The following is a 16,332-nucleotide window of genomic DNA, read 5'->3' on the forward strand; positions in this document are numbered from 1 at the left end:
TGCTTGGTAAAGTTTTATTATTCTTTTAGCGGGTATGTATTATAACTGAGATTAATACATATACAGGTAGATTGGGTCTAACACAAAGGGGGAGTATAATGAAGAGGACTACTGCCTCACCAGGGATCTCTTTCATGGCCCTGGCCGTGTCTTTTTTATGGATAAAGACTTATATTGCTTATAAGGTCAATTTTAACATTGATATAGAAAATTGGAGACAGGAACTCATTCTTTTTATAAATCCTCTTAGTTTTTTATTATTGATCTTTAATGTAAGCCTTTTCTTAAAGGAAAAATGGAAAAATGTGTATGTTCTTCTAATGAGCTCGTTCCTCACAACTGTTCTCTTTGCCAATATTATATTCTATCGGTTCTTCAATGATTTTTTAACGATCCCAGTGCTTTTTCAGACGAGCAATATGAGTGATTTGGGAAGCAGTGTCACCGAGCTTGTTAATCCTGCCGACTTTTTGTATTTTGTAGATTTGTTACTATTAGTTGTAATCAAATATATAAAGCCTGCCTTTTTGGCATCGCCTGAATATACGGGTAATAAAAAGGTATTTCTGCTTGCAACATCCGGACTGTTCTGTTTTAATTTTGGCTTGGCAGAAGCCGAGCGCCCGGAATTATTCACTAGAACATTTGACAGGGAGATTCTTGTAAAGAATATCGGGACCTATAATTACCATTTGTATGATATGGTCCTGCAATCAAAATCCTCTGCGCAAAGAGCAGTTGCCGATGGGAGCAAACTTGCTGAAATCGAAAATTATGTACGTGCTAATCGAGAAGTACCAAATGAAGAGCTATATGGGATTGCAAAAGGGAAAAATCTCATCATGGTGAGCATGGAATCGACACAGAGCTTTGTGATAAATGAGAACGTAAACGGCAAGGAAATCACTCCTTTTTTAAACCGTTTCTTGAAGGAAAGCTATTATTTTAATAATTTCTACCACCAAACCGGACAGGGCAAAACCTCGGATTCTGAGTTCATTGTTGAAAACTCACTTTATCCTTTAGGCCGCGGTGCGGTATTTTTTACGCATTCCCAAAATGAATACAGGGGAATGCCTGAGATTTTAAATGAAAAAGGATATTTTACAGCATCTTTACATGCGAATAACGGGAGCTTCTGGAATAGGAATCTTATGTATAAATCCTTGGGCTTTAAACGGTTTTACGACATAAACGATTATCAGGTCCATGCTGGTAATTCAGTTAATTGGGGCTTGAAGGACAAGGAGTTCTTTAGCCAGTCTATCGCTCACCTAAAGGAAATGCCCCAGCCCTTTTACGCAAAATTTATTACGCTGACTAATCATTTTCCGTTTCTTCTGGATGAAAGGGACCGATCCATTGATGAATATCATTCAGATTCTAAGACATTGAATAAATATTTTCCAACCGTACGGTATACGGATGAGGCGCTCCGCCAATTTATTGCTGATTTAAAAGCTTCCGGTCTTTATGAAGACTCAGTGATTGTCATTTACGGGGATCATTATGGCATTTCGGAAAACCATAACCAGGCTATGGGCCAATTTCTTGGAAAAGAGATTACCCCGTTTGAGTCTGTTCAGTTACAACGGGTACCGTTAATCATCCATATACCCGGACAAGAGGGCAAAACCATTTCCAAAGTATCAGGACAAATAGACTTAAGGCCGACGCTTCTTCATTTGCTGGGAATTAAAACCAGCGGTACTATTGAGTTTGGATCTGATTTATTCTCCAGAGGCAATTTAGAATTAACTGTTCTTCGCGACAGCAGCTTTATAACAAAGCAGTTTGTTTATACAAGGGACACTTGTTATGATAAGCGCACAGGTCAACTTACGGAAAAAACTTATTGTGAACCATTTATAGAGAATGCAAAACAAGAGCTGGATTACTCAGATAAGATTATTTATGGAGATCTTCTTCGTTTTTATGGAGAACGGAACCAGAAAATATCAAAATAAACAACCCTGTTCATTGGCAGCCCGTAAAAAATATGAGGCTGTCTTTTTCTGGTTATTTTGGCTGCATTACATTTTTCTTTTATATCCCTCATACAGTTTAACAGAAGATGCGGGGAGGGAAACCGATTGAGGATAGTTGGCAGAGATGGAGACTCATTCGTATATTACAGCATGCTTTTTCATGTTCCGCTTCAATTGATTAGGGATTCCAATCCTAATGTCATTAATGAGGGCTTGCTAAAAGGATCAATAATCCATATACCTGGATTTAAAAAACAAAAAATCTCTTCGTCTATGAGGATAACGCTTCCGGAAATAGCAGAGAATTTTCGTGTTTCTGCCGACGCATTATGGGTGTTAAACGGGGATTTTGAGCCAAGCCAGGAGGTAAAGATTCCTGTAAGCATCAACAGGCCGGCCATCAAAACGAAAAAACGCTACGATTATTCATCTTTAACGAAGGATTTAATCCGGCTGAAGAAGCTATACCCATTTCTTGAAATACAAACGATCGGCAAAAGTGTCCTTGGTAAAGACATTTTGGAAGTGAGTTTAGGGAAGGGCAGAGAAATCGTTCACTATAATGGCTCTTTTCATGCTAATGAATGGATAACATCGGCCATTCTGATGAGATGGCTAAATGATTTGCTAATATCACTCTCTACTGGGCTGCCTCTCTATGGGCTATACACGCTGCCAATTTATGAAACAAAGAGGATCTCAATGGTACCAATGGTCAACCCTGATGGTGTGGATCTCGTCCTCCATGGTACCAGGGCGGCGGAAGGAAAGTTCGATGTAGAAGCAATGAATGGAGGTTCTGATGAGTTTTATGCCTGGAAAGCCAATATCCGAGGAGTAGATCTTAATAACCAGTATCCAGCCAGGTGGGAAATCGAGAAAAGGAGAAAAATACCTCAAGCCCCTGCGCCGCGAGATTTTCCGGGTGAAGCACCATTGACCGAGCCTGAGGCTGTGGCGATGTGGGAGCTCGCTCAAAAGCGTGACTTTGAAAAAGTGATGGCCCTCCATACTCAGGGACGAGAATTCTATTGGGGTTACGAAGGCAAAGAACCTTCCAACGCTGGCTGGATTGCCGAAGAATTTGAAAAGAAAAGCGGATATAAGGCTGTGCGATATGTTGACAGTCATGCGGGTTATAAAGATTGGTTCATTCAAGAATATCAGCGTCCCGGTTTTACCCTTGAGCTTGGAAAAGGCATTAATCCGCTGCCCTTATCGCAGATGGATACCATCTACTGCGAAACATTGGGGATGTTAATGGCAGCATTGTATAGGTAACCATTATAGGAATTAATTCTCGGCATTCGCTACTAGTTGTTTTATAATAAAAATTATCAGCCTAAATCTATGAGGGAGGTGGGGAAAAAATCGCTTTTCTTCGGTATTTCGTTGGCATGCCATGGCGAAGGTTTCGTTTTATGACTAGAAAAATATATTTGATTAAGTTTTTACTTATACTCTTACTATTGCTTCTTTTATCAGCCTGCCAGCCCGTAACCGAACGTACTGTCGATAAAGGGGAAGACATTGATAATAAATCAATGTACCAGATCAAAATACCGAAAACGATCATCGAGGAAGAAATGAAGGTTGAAACGGTTATCGATTGGATGGATTCCGATTTGATTTTGTATTTGGCAAGACCAATTGGTAATGAGCCCCAACAATTAATGGTACTAAACATGAAAAGCGGCCAACAGGAAATCTTTTACCAGCCTGTTGCACCTATTGTGAATGTGTCGATCAGCCCTTCAAAAAATTTTGTGCTGGTACATACTTCATCTTCGGCAAAAGAAGCCACCATCCATCTATTGAGAAACGATGGCACTGAACAGTTTGCGGCTGCCATCCCCTCAGAGGAGCTTGACTTTTCCTGGAATCCTTATGAGAATGGCGTCCTATTTGTAACTAGCTTTTTTGAAGACTGGAGCTTCACCAACTACAAGATTGATACGAAACAAAAGAAGATAACCCACTTGGATTTCCCGCAGCCTTTCGCACAATGGGAAGCTAAAGACCGGTTGATGTATCTGGACTGGGACAAAAATGATCTAGATGCCACAGCTCCTCTTATCTCGATGGATATGAAGAGCCGGAAAAAGAAAGCAGTTATGCTGGATGTCCTCCAATTTCATAAATGGAGGGAAGGATTCATGGCGATACAAGTTACGACTGAAAAACCGGATAAAGCAGTTTATAAATTTTTTGATGGGAGCAATAAACAAATATTTTCTTTCATGGTGCCTCGAACCACTTCTTATGCTCACTCGGAGGTGCCCAATTTCACCTTCAACGAAGCACAGGATTCTTTTTATACCTTCGTTCCTGACAAGCATCCAAAAGAAGGAAAGATCGGGGAGCAATATAAGCTCATCCAGGTTAATTACCGTACTGGGGATATAATAACCATACTAAAAAGTGCGGAAAATGCCCCGATAACTTGTTCACCTGAAGGCAACTGGTGTTTATATGGCCATCAGCACGAGAAACTGATTAACACGTACGAAAAGAAGGTGTTTTCACTAGTGGAAACTAGAAAGGATGAGTAGATTGGCAATAGCAGATATAGCCGTAATTCCCATTGGTACGAAAGGCCCAAGTGTCAGCAGCTATGTGGCTGACATTCAAAACATTCTAAAGGAATATGAAGAAAAAGGTAACCTTCGTTACCAGCTTACGCCCATGAATACAATTATTGAGGGCGAACTTTCTATTATTTTTCAGGTCATTCAGGAAATCCATGAATCTCCTTTTGCAAAGGGAATAGATCGGGTTGCGACATCCATTAGAATAGATGATCGCCGAGACAAAGAGTCCACAATGGAAAGGAAAATGCAGAGCGTGAGTAACCATTTGAAATAAAAAACGAGGCTAAAAAATAGCCTCGTTTTTGCTTGCACTGTGCTCTTACACTTTCTCGATAGGAAGTGTAATGGGTTGCTTCTTTAAGAATGCGCTTTCGTATTAGTGCGCAACAGGGAAGCCATGGTGAATGATTGTCATGACCGTAAACCAGCCGATTACAGCTGTTGTTCCCGCAGCGAAAATGAATCCCAGAAAATTCTTGTTTTTAAAAGAGCTGATAACCGCAAATAAAGCCAGGAGTGTAACAAGACTGAAGATAATCATTAAGCCCATATTTTTAACCCCCTTACTTAAAGATGAGTAGTGCTTACCAGACAGTATTTGGCCACAAGATGCTTGTACCTGTGTAATAAATATGTAAATAATTGCATTCGTTTATAGTTTAATGGTTTTTTTTCCATTTGTCGAGATTTAAAAAATGACACTTTTATGTTGTATGGCTTGCAGTGGCATAATCCATAATTTCTCTTTCTTAAAAATCTTTCCCATTTAGTGTAAAATGTAAGGAGTAAAGGAAAATCTTAAATTTCGAAACCGTTTTGCTTGGATTTTCAGACAAACAGAAAAAATGGAGATGGAAAACATGAAATGGAATCAGCTCCCCTTGGGACCCTTACAAACAAATTGCTACATTCTTTCTAATGATGCTCAGGAATGCATCATCGTTGATCCTGGAGAAGAATCAGCTAAGCTCATCCAATATATCCAGACCAAAAAGCTAAAACCTCTTGCAGTGCTATTGACTCACGCCCACTTTGACCACATCGGGGCGTTGGACCAAATTCGTGAATTTTTCGAAATTCCGGCCTATATACATGAAAAAGAAGCGAAATGGCTGCTTGACCCAGCTCTGAACGGTTCACAGCGATTCCCTGGTCCACCTATCCGCTTAAAACCTGCAGAACATATTCTGGCAGCTGAAACGGACTTGCAGATTGGCAGCTTTTCATTTAAGTTATTTGAAACGCCGGGACATTCGCCTGGAAGTATATCCTACTTTTTAGAGGAAAAAGGCCTGCTTTTTTCTGGGGATGTTTTATTTAAGGGAAGCATAGGACGTACTGATCTGCCAGGCGGAGATTACGCCCAGCTTATGAAAAGCATTCACAACAAGCTTTTGTCCCTTCCTGAGGACACGATCGTGTTATCCGGCCATGGCCCTGTCACTACACTTGCGGATGAAATGGAAAGCAATCCTTTCCTAAATGGTTTTTAAGCAGTAAAGACCACCTAATAAAAGAGGGGAAACAAATGGGTAAATGGATACAAGAAGCTATCGATCAAAGTCCGGATGGAAGAATCAGCTACAGCGACTTTATCAATCTTGCGCTATACTCGCCCCAAACCGGTTATTATATGAACAATAGAGAGAAAATTGGAAGACTAGGTGATTTTTACACAACGAGCAATTTAGCGGATGCATTTGGCCGCACTCTGGCAAGGTGGTTTGTTCACTGTGTCAAGGAATACAGCCTGCCGCCGGTTTTTTGTGAAATCGGCGGGGGCACTGGCCGCCTTGCCCATTCAATCTTAAGCTACATAAGACAAAAAGAACCGGCGATGGAGAAGGATCTAAAATATTTTATCAATGATGTCAGCCCGTTTCATCGCCAACAACAAAGAGAAGCCCTAACGGAATTTAAATACGTAAAAATTATAGAGAGCATTGAAAAACTGCCAGTGATCGAGGGAATCATCTTCTCCAATGAACTGTATGACGCGATGCCGGTTCACGTGATCGAAAAGAAGCAGGGCCAATTATATGAAGTATGTATTTCCCTGGATGAAGGGAAGCTTATAGAAGAATTACAGCCATTGCAGAATGCTAATATTTTTGCGTTTTTGGAGGATCAAAGTCTATCACTCACGGAAGGGCAGCGGTTTGAAGTGCCGCTGGCCATGGTGTCTTATATAAAAACAATTGCTGAGCATTTGCAAAAAGGCTTGATAGTTACAATTGATTATGGTTATACGAATGAGGAATGGGGAGAACCTGCCCATAAAAAGGGAAGCCTAAGGGGTTACCAAAATCATCGAATGTTTGAAAATGTATTAGAAAATCCAGGAAAAATGGATCTGACTACGCATATACATTTTGATGCACTGGCTCATTACGGTACGCAATTTGGCCTAAAGAACGAACAGCTATTGGGTCAGCAGGAATTTCTATTGAAGGCCGGGATCCTGGAGGAGCTATGTGATCATGATGGTTCCAATCCTTTTTCAGAGATTGCAAAAAGGAATAGGGCTATTAGAAATCTGGTCGTTCACGGAGGAATAAGCTCTTATTTTCGAGTAATGATGCAAACCAAAGGGATAATAGAAAGTATGGAATCATTTCCATTATTCGGTTAACAGAGTGCGAATTTACATGCTTGGAAACAGTTGGACATTACTTAAGCAGGTAGATAAGTAAAGATGCACAAAACGAAAACCCATGAAGCTAGGTCCATGGGTTCTATGTATGCGCTTTAATGACCGCCGGCGGCTCCCGGGACCATCATGAAAGTAGTCCAATAGGTGAATCCGGCAAAGAAAACGGTTAAATAAGCGCCGAATACGTAGATATACATACGTTCAGATAATTTTAAATAACTTAAAAGAACAAAGAACCCGGTTTGACCGAAGAAAAGCAACGATGTGGTATACATATCGCCCAAGTAAAACATTACAGCCATAACGCCTGTCCAAAACCCCATAACTCTGTACATGCGCTCCATGTTTGTATCCCTCCTTTATCCCCGTCATGTTCATACAAAATAATTATAAAGTAATTGGTAAGAATATGTAAAGAACTCTTTGTAGCTACTTTGTGACGATAGCGTGGTATGAGCAGGTGGCACATCCTTCCAACATATTTTCCTTTTCCACAAATTCTACTGATTCAAACAAAGCTTCAAACATGCCGCTTAAGAAGGCGTTATGCATTGTGCAAACCGCCTCCGGCTCCTTTGCGGCCACTTCCTTAAAGGGACAATTAAAGATTTGAAAAAATAGTTTTGTCTGATCCCCATTTATATGTAATTCCGGATAAAACCCTGCCATGGTTGCCGCATTCTTCAGGATTGATACCCTTTGCTCAAAAGACAAATTGCCTATTGGCTGGTTGATACTGGATGCTAGCTTTACGGCCAATTCATTCCCGAATTGTTTACCTGTGTGATACAAAGCTTTTTTTCCTGCTTCACCAAGTGAAAGCATTGTTTGAATGGCCACTTTCGATAAAAGCTGATAGTCACGGAAAGGGAAATGTAGCTGGATCACCTCATCCGATAAGCGATAGAGCCTGCTTGGCCGTCCTCCCTTCCCTGTTTTTTTCGTTTCAGAAATCAGCATATTCACATCTTCCAGCTTTGAAAGATGAAGTCTGGCAACGTTAGGATGGATCTCAAATGAATCTGCTATATCTTGTACGGTAACATCTTGATGGTTTTTTGTTATGTACTGGTAAATATGGTAGCGGGTCGGGTCAGATAACACATTTGTTATTTTTAAAGTTTGATCCATCCTCTTCACCTCATAGAGATCGATTTTTATTCATTATAATACAGTGGTTATTCCGAAAACATGTATATTTCCACTGTTTAGAAAATGTTCACATTTGATAGGGTAGTTAATGTATTTCTTCCAACAATAACGGTCTTAAGAGGTTTATTTATCCTAAGTTCAGCAAATTTACGTGTATGGCAGATTATCTAAAAAAATTTTAATTTTTTGACGAAAAGAGGAGGAAAATACAAATCGGCGTCGAAAGGTAAATACAAATAGATTTGGAGGTGAAAAATATTTGGAATCAATTGAAAAAAAAGCAGAAAGGATTCTCACGCATGCCGTCCGCCTGTCAGCCTCGGACATTCACATCCTTCCAAGAAAAGAAGGGCCTCTCATCCAGTTCCGCATTGATAACAAGCTATTCCCGCAAGTCATGCTAACCATCGAAGAATCAGATAGACTGATATCCCATTTGAAATTCCTTGCGTCGATGGATATTGGTGAGAAAAGGCGTCCCCAAAGCGGGTCGATTACGATGGTCATTGATAAGAAAACGATTGGCCTGCGTTTATCAACCCTTCCTTCCTCTTTTTCAGAATCCCTGGTAATCCGCTTAATCCCACAGCAAACTATTCTGCCGATCGAACAGCTTTCCCTTTTTAGTAATACTGCGAATAAGTTAATGGCGCTTTTAAAACATTCTCACGGAATGATCATATTCACCGGACCAACAGGTTCAGGAAAAACGACCACCCTGTATTCCTTGCTTCATCACGCAAAAGAAATTATCAACCGCAATGTGATTACGCTCGAAGATCCGATTGAAAATGAGTCGGAGCAAATGCTCCAGGTGCAGATTAATGAAAAGGCGGGCATTTCTTATTCTGTCGGGCTGAAGGCAGCACTAAGACATGACCCGGATATCATAATGGTGGGGGAAATCCGTGATTCGGAAACGGCCAAGATCGCAGTTAGAGCGGCGTTAACTGGGCACTTAATTTTGACCACGATGCACACTCGTGACGCAAAAGGGGCAATATACCGGTTGCTCGAATTTGGTGTGAGCTGGGTTGAGATTGAGCAGACATTAATAGCAGTAACCGCACAAAGGCTGTTGGAATTAAAATGCCCGTACTGTAAAGGAAGCGACTGTACATCGGCATGTCTTACAGGGAAGAAATACAAGCGGGCAAGTGTCTATGAATTATTGTATGGCAAAGGACTAGCACAGGTATTAAAGAGGGCGAAGGGCGAACAAGCCCATTGCCGTTACCGCGAACTGAAGGATGAGATTGCCAAAGCCGTGGCCATGGGGTATGTCACGCCGCTTGAATATGATCGCTGGGTGCATAAACATGAAACGAAGTAAATGGAAAGGCGTGGAACAGGCTCAATTTTTGATCAAGCTCGGTGAACTTCTCGAGAACGGCTATCCTCTCTCTCATGCCATCCAATTCCTTTTGCTACAGGAATCAGGAAAGAAAGCAGCAGACTTGGATGAAGCACTTTTGAACCTGAGACAGGGCCACCGGCTTCATTCCGTTCTCGCCTCCATGTGCTTTCATCCCCAATTAGTGAGCTATATATATTATGGCGAGAGTTATGGGCATATTGAGAAGGCGCTTAAGGAAGGAGGGGGTTATTGGAAGAAAAGGACCGAAGATTTTGAAAGAATAAAAAAGCTGCTTATTTATCCTTTTTTTCTCTTTTTCTTTGTTGTGAATATTTTTTATGTTCTTCAAGAAACGCTCTTGCCCAAGTTTCAGGTACTATTCCAGTCAATGGAAGTCAAAGAGAATATATTTTTGAACGCAGTCCTGGCTGTTTCTAAAATTCTTCCTATCATTCCCTTAATTCTTGTTGTTTCACTGGTATTGATCTTTTTCGGTAGAAAGTACTGGTTCTTAAGGATATGCCCACTCAGGCGGCGTAAGATTCTTCATCAGATCCCTTTCATTGGAAGATTCCTCAAACTGTATGACACGCAGTTTTTCTCTAGCCAATTAAGCGGATTGCTTTCAGGAGGTTTGTCGATAAATGAAAGCATCTGTCTTTTCTCCGAGTCAAGCCAGCCATTCTATCAAAAGCTATGCTCCCTAATTAAACAGGAATTGACGGAAGGCAAATCTCTTGAAGATATTTTTCAAGATGTCCCTTATTTCGAAAAGCATTTAAGCGTAATCATGGCACATGGTCAAAAATATGGGACGCTGGATTCTGAGCTGTTCCATTATAGCAGATACGTCCTTTCTGCAATTGAGGAAAGAACGGCTGCAGCCATCCGCATCATTCAGCCTTTGTTGTTTTCCATTGTCGGATTACTGATCATTTCTATCTATCTCGCAGTGTTAATGCCAATGTTTTCACTGCTGGGAGGATTATAAGGAGGAAAAAAATGAATGAAAAAGGGTTTACTTTAATCGAAATGTTAATCGTTTTGCTCGTTATTTCCATATTGCTGATCATCACAGTGCCTAACATCACAAAAAATCAGTCTACTATCCAGGAGAAAGGGTGCGAAGCTTTCTTGAAAATGGTTCGGGCGCAGGTCCAGGCCTATGAAATAGATCAAAATAAGCTGCCGGCAAACATTGCTGAGCTTCAAAGCTCTGGATATTTGCAGCAAACTTCATGTCCGAATGGGGACGGAGTAAAGATAGACGACAAAGGGGATGTATCGGTAGTTGTGGAGACTACATAAAATCCGTATCAATAACAAGGATTTAGAGAACCAGGGTTTTACTTTGTCGGAGATATTGATTGTATTAGCAATCTTTATCTTACTTTTTTCTCTTGCGTCGGGCTTGTTTCCGTACTTTATGAAGAAACAAAACAATGAGCTTTTTCTGCGCCTTTTAAGTGATGATATCCATTATGCACAAAACTATGCCATAAGCCACCAGCAATATGTAGAAGTATATATCATCGTTCCTCCGAAAGGGACAGGAGGAACATACTATATTCGCAATGTTTCAAAAGGGATACTGCTCGAACGTGAAATTCCTGAAACTATAAAATTTGTTCCGGGCACGATGGATCTACGAATTTTCTTTTCATCCAACGGCAATATCACAAGCTCAGGGGTATGGAGAGTTAAAACTTCCAGCGGGGATTATAAAATGACGTTTAACATTGGAAAGGGAAGGTTCCGGATTGAGAAACTCTAACGGGTATATTTATATCGAGCTGCTGGCGGCCTTTTTTATCTTTTGCTTCATCACCTTTTCGATTCTGCCGATTTACGAGAAAATTATGGTGGATAGGGCTGATGTAAGGATCCGGATGGAGGCTTTCCATTTATTATACGAGAAATTGCAAGCTTATATGGAGAGGGAGATTGAAGCAGTGGATAAAACGATTAGCGTAAATGGCAGGGCATATCAGCTGACATGGGAGCCCAACTCAGATTTTCCAATGATGAGAGGCTGTATCTATTATAAAAATTTTGGAGGAAAGAATGTTTCAGTTTGTGATTTTACGAAAAGATAATGGCTTTACTCTCATTGAAATGCTTGTCTCCCTTTCTATTTTTGTTTTAGTTTCTTCGTTTACGGCGGGTATGTTTACTTTCTTTAAAACAGGCATCGTAGAAAAAAGCAGTATCAATCAAAAAGAATGGGAGGTGTTTATTAGCCAGTTAAAACAGGATGTCTGGATGTCAACAAGCCGGCAAGTGTCAGGCGATAGGCTTTACCTAATGGGAGACGGGGATGTCATATTGATTGAGCAGTATCAGGATAAGGTAAGGAGACGGCTGAACGGTACGGGCCATGAGTTGATGCTCCAAAATATTTCGCGGCTGGAGGTAGAGACCAATGGCAGTCTGATCACAGTTACCATTCGTGATAAACAGGGGAAATTATTCACAAGGAAATTGCGGCCGTTTGTTCCAGAACAGAGGGTGCCCGAAAATGGATAATGAAAAAGGGGCCATCTATCCAATAGTAGCCATGATTGCAGCCTTCTTTTTAACCTTCACCCTTTTTGCGATAGAAGGCTATGTTTCCGATAAGAAGTTTTATAAAGAAACTGAGGAGAAATTGGTTTTGGAACAGTTAATCCGTTTGGCTTCTGCTGATTTGATAGCGGAGCTTGAATTAAACGGGAACTTGTCTGACAAGAACGGCATCCTATTTTATCCCAAGGGCGATGTTTATTTTGAAGCAAGTACAGTGGATGAACAGGTAATTAAAGTATTGATGTATGGCTCTACCAAAGGCGAACGAAAGATGCAATCGCTATTTCTCTATGACAATTTGCAAAAAAAAGTGGTAAAATGGGTAGAAAAGTAGTCCGGAGTGAATAGGATGAGGAGCATTTATTTAACAGGGTTCATGGGAGCGGGAAAGACCACGGCAGGAATGGCTCTTGGTAAAGTGATGAGCATGCGCGTTTTTGATACAGATCAGGAGATTGAAAGACAAGAGCAGAGGACCATCACAGATATTTTTGCTGAACAGGGAGAACATGCGTTTAGGCAGATGGAAAGCTTAATGCTGCGGTCTTTGCCTATAGACAATTGTATTATCACTACAGGTGGCGGTATGATCCTTAAAGAAGAAAACCGGAAGTGGATGGTAGACCACGGCTATTGGGTTTATTTGCATTGCGAACCGGATGAAATTGCCAGGAGAGTAGAAAGTGATGATTCACGTCCTCTTTTAAGCGGGGAACGCAAACAAAACCTGAAGAATCTGTTTCTTGAGCGGCTGCCGTTGTATTTAGAGGCACCTATCGTCGTCGACACAACAGGAAAAAGCATCGAGGAGATTGTTAATAACATCCGAACACGAATAAACGAAGCGCAAATGGAGCATACTGTCTAATGGGTGGTATGTATGAAAACAAATGATTATATTAAATTTCTGACACAACAGTTTGTAAAATATATGGCTGTACCTAAGGCTGAAAGGAAACAACAGCGGGAAGATAAGAAGAAAGCCAAAGAACCCTATGTCAGCAATTGGTTCGGGGTCATTCCGTTTGCTTTTATGATGCTGTTGAAAAGAAAATAAACTTGAATGGCCCAATCCAAACTGATTGGGCCATTCTTCATTCCTTCCTGCTACTTATAGCATGCATTTATATTGCTTTTTGTGTAAGATAAAAAAGTCCGCCATTCACTACGGAAATTTCAATCTTGGGCTCATATTGCGAGCGCAGGGCTTCTTTTTCTGTAAAATACGTTTCATTCTTTTCTTCCATTTCCTCATAAAAATGCTCAAGGAGCTGTAAGTCATTATCCCATCTTGTTACCGCTGCTTCAGCCCATGAATGGTCATCACCCTCGAAAGTCTGGCGTATATATGTGTCCAGACGAGTTAATCCGCTTTTTGGCATGATCAGCGGCGAGAGGGTGTAGGAGAAATCCGGTATTTTTGGAGTAACGTCCAGACTGAGAATGCGGTTATGGAAGTTCTCCAATATTTCTCCCGTTATCAAGTTAAGCCCCACAGAAATAAACACATCTTTCTTCCTGTCACACCTATAGGATACTTTTACGTTTTGGCAAAGCCACGGAAACAATGGATACTGCCCTCCGGAAAAAGGTTGTTTAATATTTTCGAAAAGCCGAATGAAGCTTGCTAGCCGTTTTGTTGACTCGAATATTTGATGAAGCCGGGGTGATCCGAAATGAATGTTCTCCCCCTTTAAATCTTCAGGCGCTAGCATTTGGTCCGTTATCATCGTAACCTTCATTGGGTTTGGCTCCCCGCCTGTTTTTTCAAGATAGTGCCAATAAAATGGTCTGTTCATTAACTCTTTATCCATTTCGATCGTCAATTGTACGACAAAATAACCTGGTTTGTTTTCGACGATTTCACAATTGTTCGATTGAAAGTATTTGAGGAGAAAATCATGGATTTCCTGTTGCTGCATTGGCATTTCCCTCCTTCATTTCCTGGGCGAATTGGATGAGAGAAGACAGGTTATCCATTTTGATTTTCATTTCTCCTTCACTTCTAGAATCCCCGACAACATCGATTAGGTATTCTTCGATGTTGCCGATATCCAGTTTGGTCAGAATTTCATCCAGCTCCCCAATTACCTTTTCAAACAGATTAATCTTTTCATATAATAGTTTCAATATGTGTTCTTCAACGGTGTTCTTCGTCGCAAAGTTATAAATCCTTACATCTTCCTCTTGTCCAAGGCGGTGCACACGGCCGATCCGCTGTTCAAGCCTCATTGGGTTCCATGGCAGGTCAAAATTAATTAAATGGTGGCAAAACTGTAGGTTGATTCCTTCCCCGCCGGCTTCGGTCGCGATAAGGACCTGGGCGTGCTTTTGAAATAAGTCTTTCATCCAGTCTTTCTTTCCCCTTTTGAAGCCGCCGCGGAATGGAACGGAAGAGATTCCGTGCTGTTTTAAATACCATTGCAAATACAGCTGGGTGGCCCGGTATTCCGTAAAAATGATGACCTTATCATTTATTTTTTTAATCAGTTCTACAGCCTTTTCAGCCTTCGAGTTTTGTTCGACTTCATTTACCTTGGCATATAGGTTATCGAGCTTGTCCAGAAATTCCTCGGAAGGGTTTTCGTTTTTCTTTTCCATGTTCCTAAGGGTATAAAATACAGCTTCCCGGCTGCTGCATGCTTCCCTTTGAAGAGTCAATGCCGAGAACGTGCTCCCAATCCCCTCGGCACTTTCAGGTCTAAATTCGGTTACGGCGTCATAAAGGGCCTGTTCGCTTGGGGTAAATTCGACAATGACCGTTTCAACAATTCTCTTCGTCCATTCAACTCCGGTGTCTACCCTTCTGTTTCGGATCATCACTGTATTGACAAGTTCTTTCAAATGCTGGTTATCATTAATTGTCCGGCCTTTGCCCTTGTATTTTTCGGAAAACATCGAAGCGTTTCCAAGATGCCCGGGTTTGAGTAAGGAAACAAGGTGGAAAATTTCTTCAATTTTATTTTGGATTGGTGTAGCTGTAAGCAAAAGACAGAATTTCTTTTTTAGGCTTTGCACAAATTCATAATTTTTCGTTTTATTGTTTTTAAGTTTATGAGCTTCATCAATGATGATCATATCGTATTCCTGGTTGAAGATAATCTCCCTGTGTGGCTCTCTTTTTGCTGTATCAATGGAAGATACGATCACGTCACAGGAATCCCAGACATAGCTTTTATGCTGAACAACAGCTGGGATATGGAATTTTGTGTTCATTTCAAAGGCCCATTGGGAAACAAGCGACGCAGGGACCAATATTAGTACTTTTTTCACCAGGCCGCGAATCATATATTCTTTTAAAATCAGTCCTGCTTCAATTGTTTTTCCAAGTCCTACTTCATCAGCCAGGATTGCCTTTCCATTCATGTTTTCAACAACCTGTTTTGCAGCCTCCAATTGATGGGGAAGAGGTTTCAGCTGAGGAAGATGTTTGGGAGCCTGCAGGCCTTCGAAGTCTGGTATGGCCAGATGCTCTTCTATTTGGACTGCCATCTTAAACAGCTCCCAGCTTCCCCAGGGGCCGTCTTCATTGATTCTTTGCAGCAATTCATCACCCCATGCCGTATCGGAAGTAATGTTGATCTTCATGAAGCCACCTCCTAGTGTTCAGGAAAAATGAAAAAATACGTAGAGAAATAACTGTGATACCGTGTGAATCTATTAAATGACGAACATTAAAGACGTTTAAGGCCACTAAACATCAGTTTTTTTCAGTTTTGTTGATAAAAAAGATTGCAGATAAATTGTCCTTAATGGTAGGATAGAGTAGATTTCAAATGATTAAGATAAGTTTTAGTTTTTGAAAAATTGTAACAGAAAGTGTTTTTGTTTTTTCTGCATGAAAAACATCTGGGTGTTCATCCACCTGATGTAGCCACGCCAAATGGGATAAGTTTTCTATTTAGTATAGTCAATCAAAAAAATTTTATAAGCGGATGAAGGCAAGGGGAGAGACTACACCTGCGTAGCGCCGAAGGAGCAAGCTTTTTAAGTGAATCTCTCAGGCAAAAGTACTCTTGCCGGACG

The 16,332-nt window shown here is 40.9% G+C and carries 20 protein-coding genes and 1 riboswitch; of the genes, 15 read left to right on the forward strand and 5 right to left on the reverse strand.

Going from position 1 to position 16,332, the window contains the following annotated elements:
- Positions 1 to 98 precede the first annotated feature (98 nt).
- From CUU64_RS04705 to CUU64_RS04720, 4 genes are all read left to right on the forward strand, one after another.
- Complete coding sequence (locus CUU64_RS04705) at positions 99 to 1,967, forward strand: LTA synthase family protein (RefSeq protein WP_101632121.1); 1,869 nt, start codon at positions 99 to 101, stop codon at positions 1,965 to 1,967.
- A gap of 126 nt (positions 1,968 to 2,093) precedes the next feature.
- A complete protein-coding gene (locus CUU64_RS04710) occupies positions 2,094 to 3,269 on the forward strand; it encodes a M14 family metallopeptidase (protein WP_101632122.1) in 1,176 nt (391 codons plus the stop codon).
- 140 nt (positions 3,270 to 3,409) lie between these two features.
- Entirely contained in the window at positions 3,410 to 4,540 is a 1,131-nt protein-coding gene (locus tag CUU64_RS04715; RefSeq protein ID WP_101632123.1) for a YqgU-like beta propeller domain-containing protein, read from the forward strand.
- A 1-nt stretch (position 4,541) separates the two neighbouring features.
- Positions 4,542 to 4,853 carry an MTH1187 family thiamine-binding protein gene (locus CUU64_RS04720; RefSeq protein ID WP_101632124.1) on the forward strand — a complete coding sequence of 104 codons (312 nt, stop codon included), beginning with the start codon at positions 4,542 to 4,544 and terminating at the stop codon, positions 4,851 to 4,853.
- A gap of 102 nt (positions 4,854 to 4,955) precedes the next feature.
- On the opposite strand, the gene CUU64_RS04725 is transcribed toward CUU64_RS04720, so the two are convergent.
- A complete protein-coding gene (locus CUU64_RS04725) occupies positions 4,956 to 5,129 on the reverse strand; it encodes a DUF2759 domain-containing protein (RefSeq protein ID WP_101632125.1) in 174 nt (57 codons plus the stop codon).
- A gap of 310 nt (positions 5,130 to 5,439) precedes the next feature.
- Between CUU64_RS04725 and CUU64_RS04730 the strand changes: the two genes are divergently transcribed.
- Positions 5,440 to 6,072 (forward strand): MBL fold metallo-hydrolase, encoded by a 633-nt coding sequence (locus CUU64_RS04730; RefSeq protein WP_101632126.1) that lies wholly within the window; start codon positions 5,440 to 5,442, stop codon positions 6,070 to 6,072.
- Between the two features lie 35 nt (positions 6,073 to 6,107).
- A complete protein-coding gene (locus CUU64_RS04735) occupies positions 6,108 to 7,211 on the forward strand; it encodes a class I SAM-dependent methyltransferase (RefSeq protein ID WP_101632127.1) in 1,104 nt (367 codons plus the stop codon).
- A 116-nt stretch (positions 7,212 to 7,327) separates the two neighbouring features.
- Here CUU64_RS04735 and CUU64_RS04740 read toward each other — a convergent pair whose 3' ends face one another.
- Both CUU64_RS04740 and CUU64_RS04745 read right to left on the reverse strand, forming a co-directional pair.
- Entirely contained in the window at positions 7,328 to 7,576 is a 249-nt protein-coding gene (locus CUU64_RS04740) for a DUF2626 domain-containing protein (protein WP_101632128.1), read from the reverse strand.
- 85 nt (positions 7,577 to 7,661) lie between these two features.
- Positions 7,662 to 8,363, reverse strand: coding sequence for a helix-turn-helix transcriptional regulator (locus CUU64_RS04745; protein ID WP_101632129.1), 702 nt, complete (start codon positions 8,361 to 8,363; stop codon positions 7,662 to 7,664).
- A 280-nt stretch (positions 8,364 to 8,643) separates the two neighbouring features.
- On the opposite strand from CUU64_RS04745, the gene comGA reads away from it, so the two are divergent.
- Genes comGA through CUU64_RS04790 form a run of 9 tightly spaced genes read left to right on the forward strand, consistent with a single transcriptional unit; the run spans position 8,644 to position 13,363 of the window.
- On the forward strand, positions 8,644 to 9,717 hold the full coding sequence (gene comGA / locus CUU64_RS04750) for a competence type IV pilus ATPase ComGA (protein WP_101632130.1): 1,074 nt from the start codon (positions 8,644 to 8,646) through the stop codon (positions 9,715 to 9,717).
- Positions 9,704 to 10,732, forward strand: coding sequence for a competence type IV pilus assembly protein ComGB (gene comGB, locus CUU64_RS04755; RefSeq protein WP_180954463.1), 1,029 nt, complete (start codon positions 9,704 to 9,706; stop codon positions 10,730 to 10,732). Before comGA ends, comGB begins: the two co-directional genes overlap by 14 nt.
- 11 nt (positions 10,733 to 10,743) lie before the next feature.
- The gene (gene comGC, locus CUU64_RS04760; protein WP_101632132.1) at positions 10,744 to 11,049 is read left to right on the forward strand and encodes a competence type IV pilus major pilin ComGC; all 306 of its coding nucleotides are present in this window, start codon (positions 10,744 to 10,746) and stop codon (positions 11,047 to 11,049) included.
- Positions 11,033 to 11,515: a competence type IV pilus minor pilin ComGD gene (comGD, locus tag CUU64_RS04765; protein ID WP_101632133.1), complete on the forward strand. Its 483-nt coding sequence runs from the start codon at positions 11,033 to 11,035 to the stop codon at positions 11,513 to 11,515. Before comGC ends, comGD begins: the two co-directional genes overlap by 17 nt.
- Positions 11,502 to 11,837, forward strand: coding sequence for a competence type IV pilus minor pilin ComGE (gene comGE, locus CUU64_RS04770; RefSeq protein ID WP_101632134.1), 336 nt, complete (start codon positions 11,502 to 11,504; stop codon positions 11,835 to 11,837). Before comGD ends, comGE begins: the two co-directional genes overlap by 14 nt.
- Positions 11,806 to 12,267, forward strand: coding sequence for a competence type IV pilus minor pilin ComGF (gene comGF / locus CUU64_RS04775; protein ID WP_101632920.1), 462 nt, complete (start codon positions 11,806 to 11,808; stop codon positions 12,265 to 12,267). The genes comGE and comGF overlap by 32 nt, the downstream gene beginning before the upstream one ends.
- Positions 12,260 to 12,640 carry a competence type IV pilus minor pilin ComGG gene (comGG, locus tag CUU64_RS04780; protein WP_101632135.1) on the forward strand — a complete coding sequence of 127 codons (381 nt, stop codon included), beginning with the start codon at positions 12,260 to 12,262 and terminating at the stop codon, positions 12,638 to 12,640. The genes comGF and comGG overlap by 8 nt, the downstream gene beginning before the upstream one ends.
- 15 nt (positions 12,641 to 12,655) lie before the next feature.
- Positions 12,656 to 13,174 carry a shikimate kinase gene (locus tag CUU64_RS04785; protein ID WP_101632136.1) on the forward strand — a complete coding sequence of 173 codons (519 nt, stop codon included), beginning with the start codon at positions 12,656 to 12,658 and terminating at the stop codon, positions 13,172 to 13,174.
- A 12-nt stretch (positions 13,175 to 13,186) separates the two neighbouring features.
- On the forward strand, positions 13,187 to 13,363 hold the full coding sequence (locus CUU64_RS04790) for a YqzE family protein (RefSeq protein WP_101632137.1): 177 nt from the start codon (positions 13,187 to 13,189) through the stop codon (positions 13,361 to 13,363).
- A 67-nt stretch (positions 13,364 to 13,430) separates the two neighbouring features.
- Here the strand turns inward: CUU64_RS04790 and CUU64_RS04795 are convergent, their stop codons facing one another.
- Together CUU64_RS04795 and CUU64_RS04800 are read right to left on the reverse strand one after the other, a co-directional pair.
- Positions 13,431 to 14,228 carry a YqhG family protein gene (locus CUU64_RS04795; RefSeq protein WP_101632138.1) on the reverse strand — a complete coding sequence of 266 codons (798 nt, stop codon included), beginning with the start codon at positions 14,226 to 14,228 and terminating at the stop codon, positions 13,431 to 13,433.
- The gene (locus CUU64_RS04800) at positions 14,206 to 15,894 is read right to left on the reverse strand and encodes a DEAD/DEAH box helicase (RefSeq protein WP_101632139.1); all 1,689 of its coding nucleotides are present in this window, start codon (positions 15,892 to 15,894) and stop codon (positions 14,206 to 14,208) included. Before CUU64_RS04800 ends, CUU64_RS04795 begins: the two co-directional genes overlap by 23 nt.
- Positions 15,895 to 16,241: 347 nt before the next feature.
- Positions 16,242 to 16,332, forward strand: a riboswitch (glycine riboswitch).

Source organism: Bacillus sp. V5-8f (assembly GCF_002863565.1).
Classification (GTDB): Bacteria; Bacillota; Bacilli; order Bacillales; family DSM-1321; genus Peribacillus.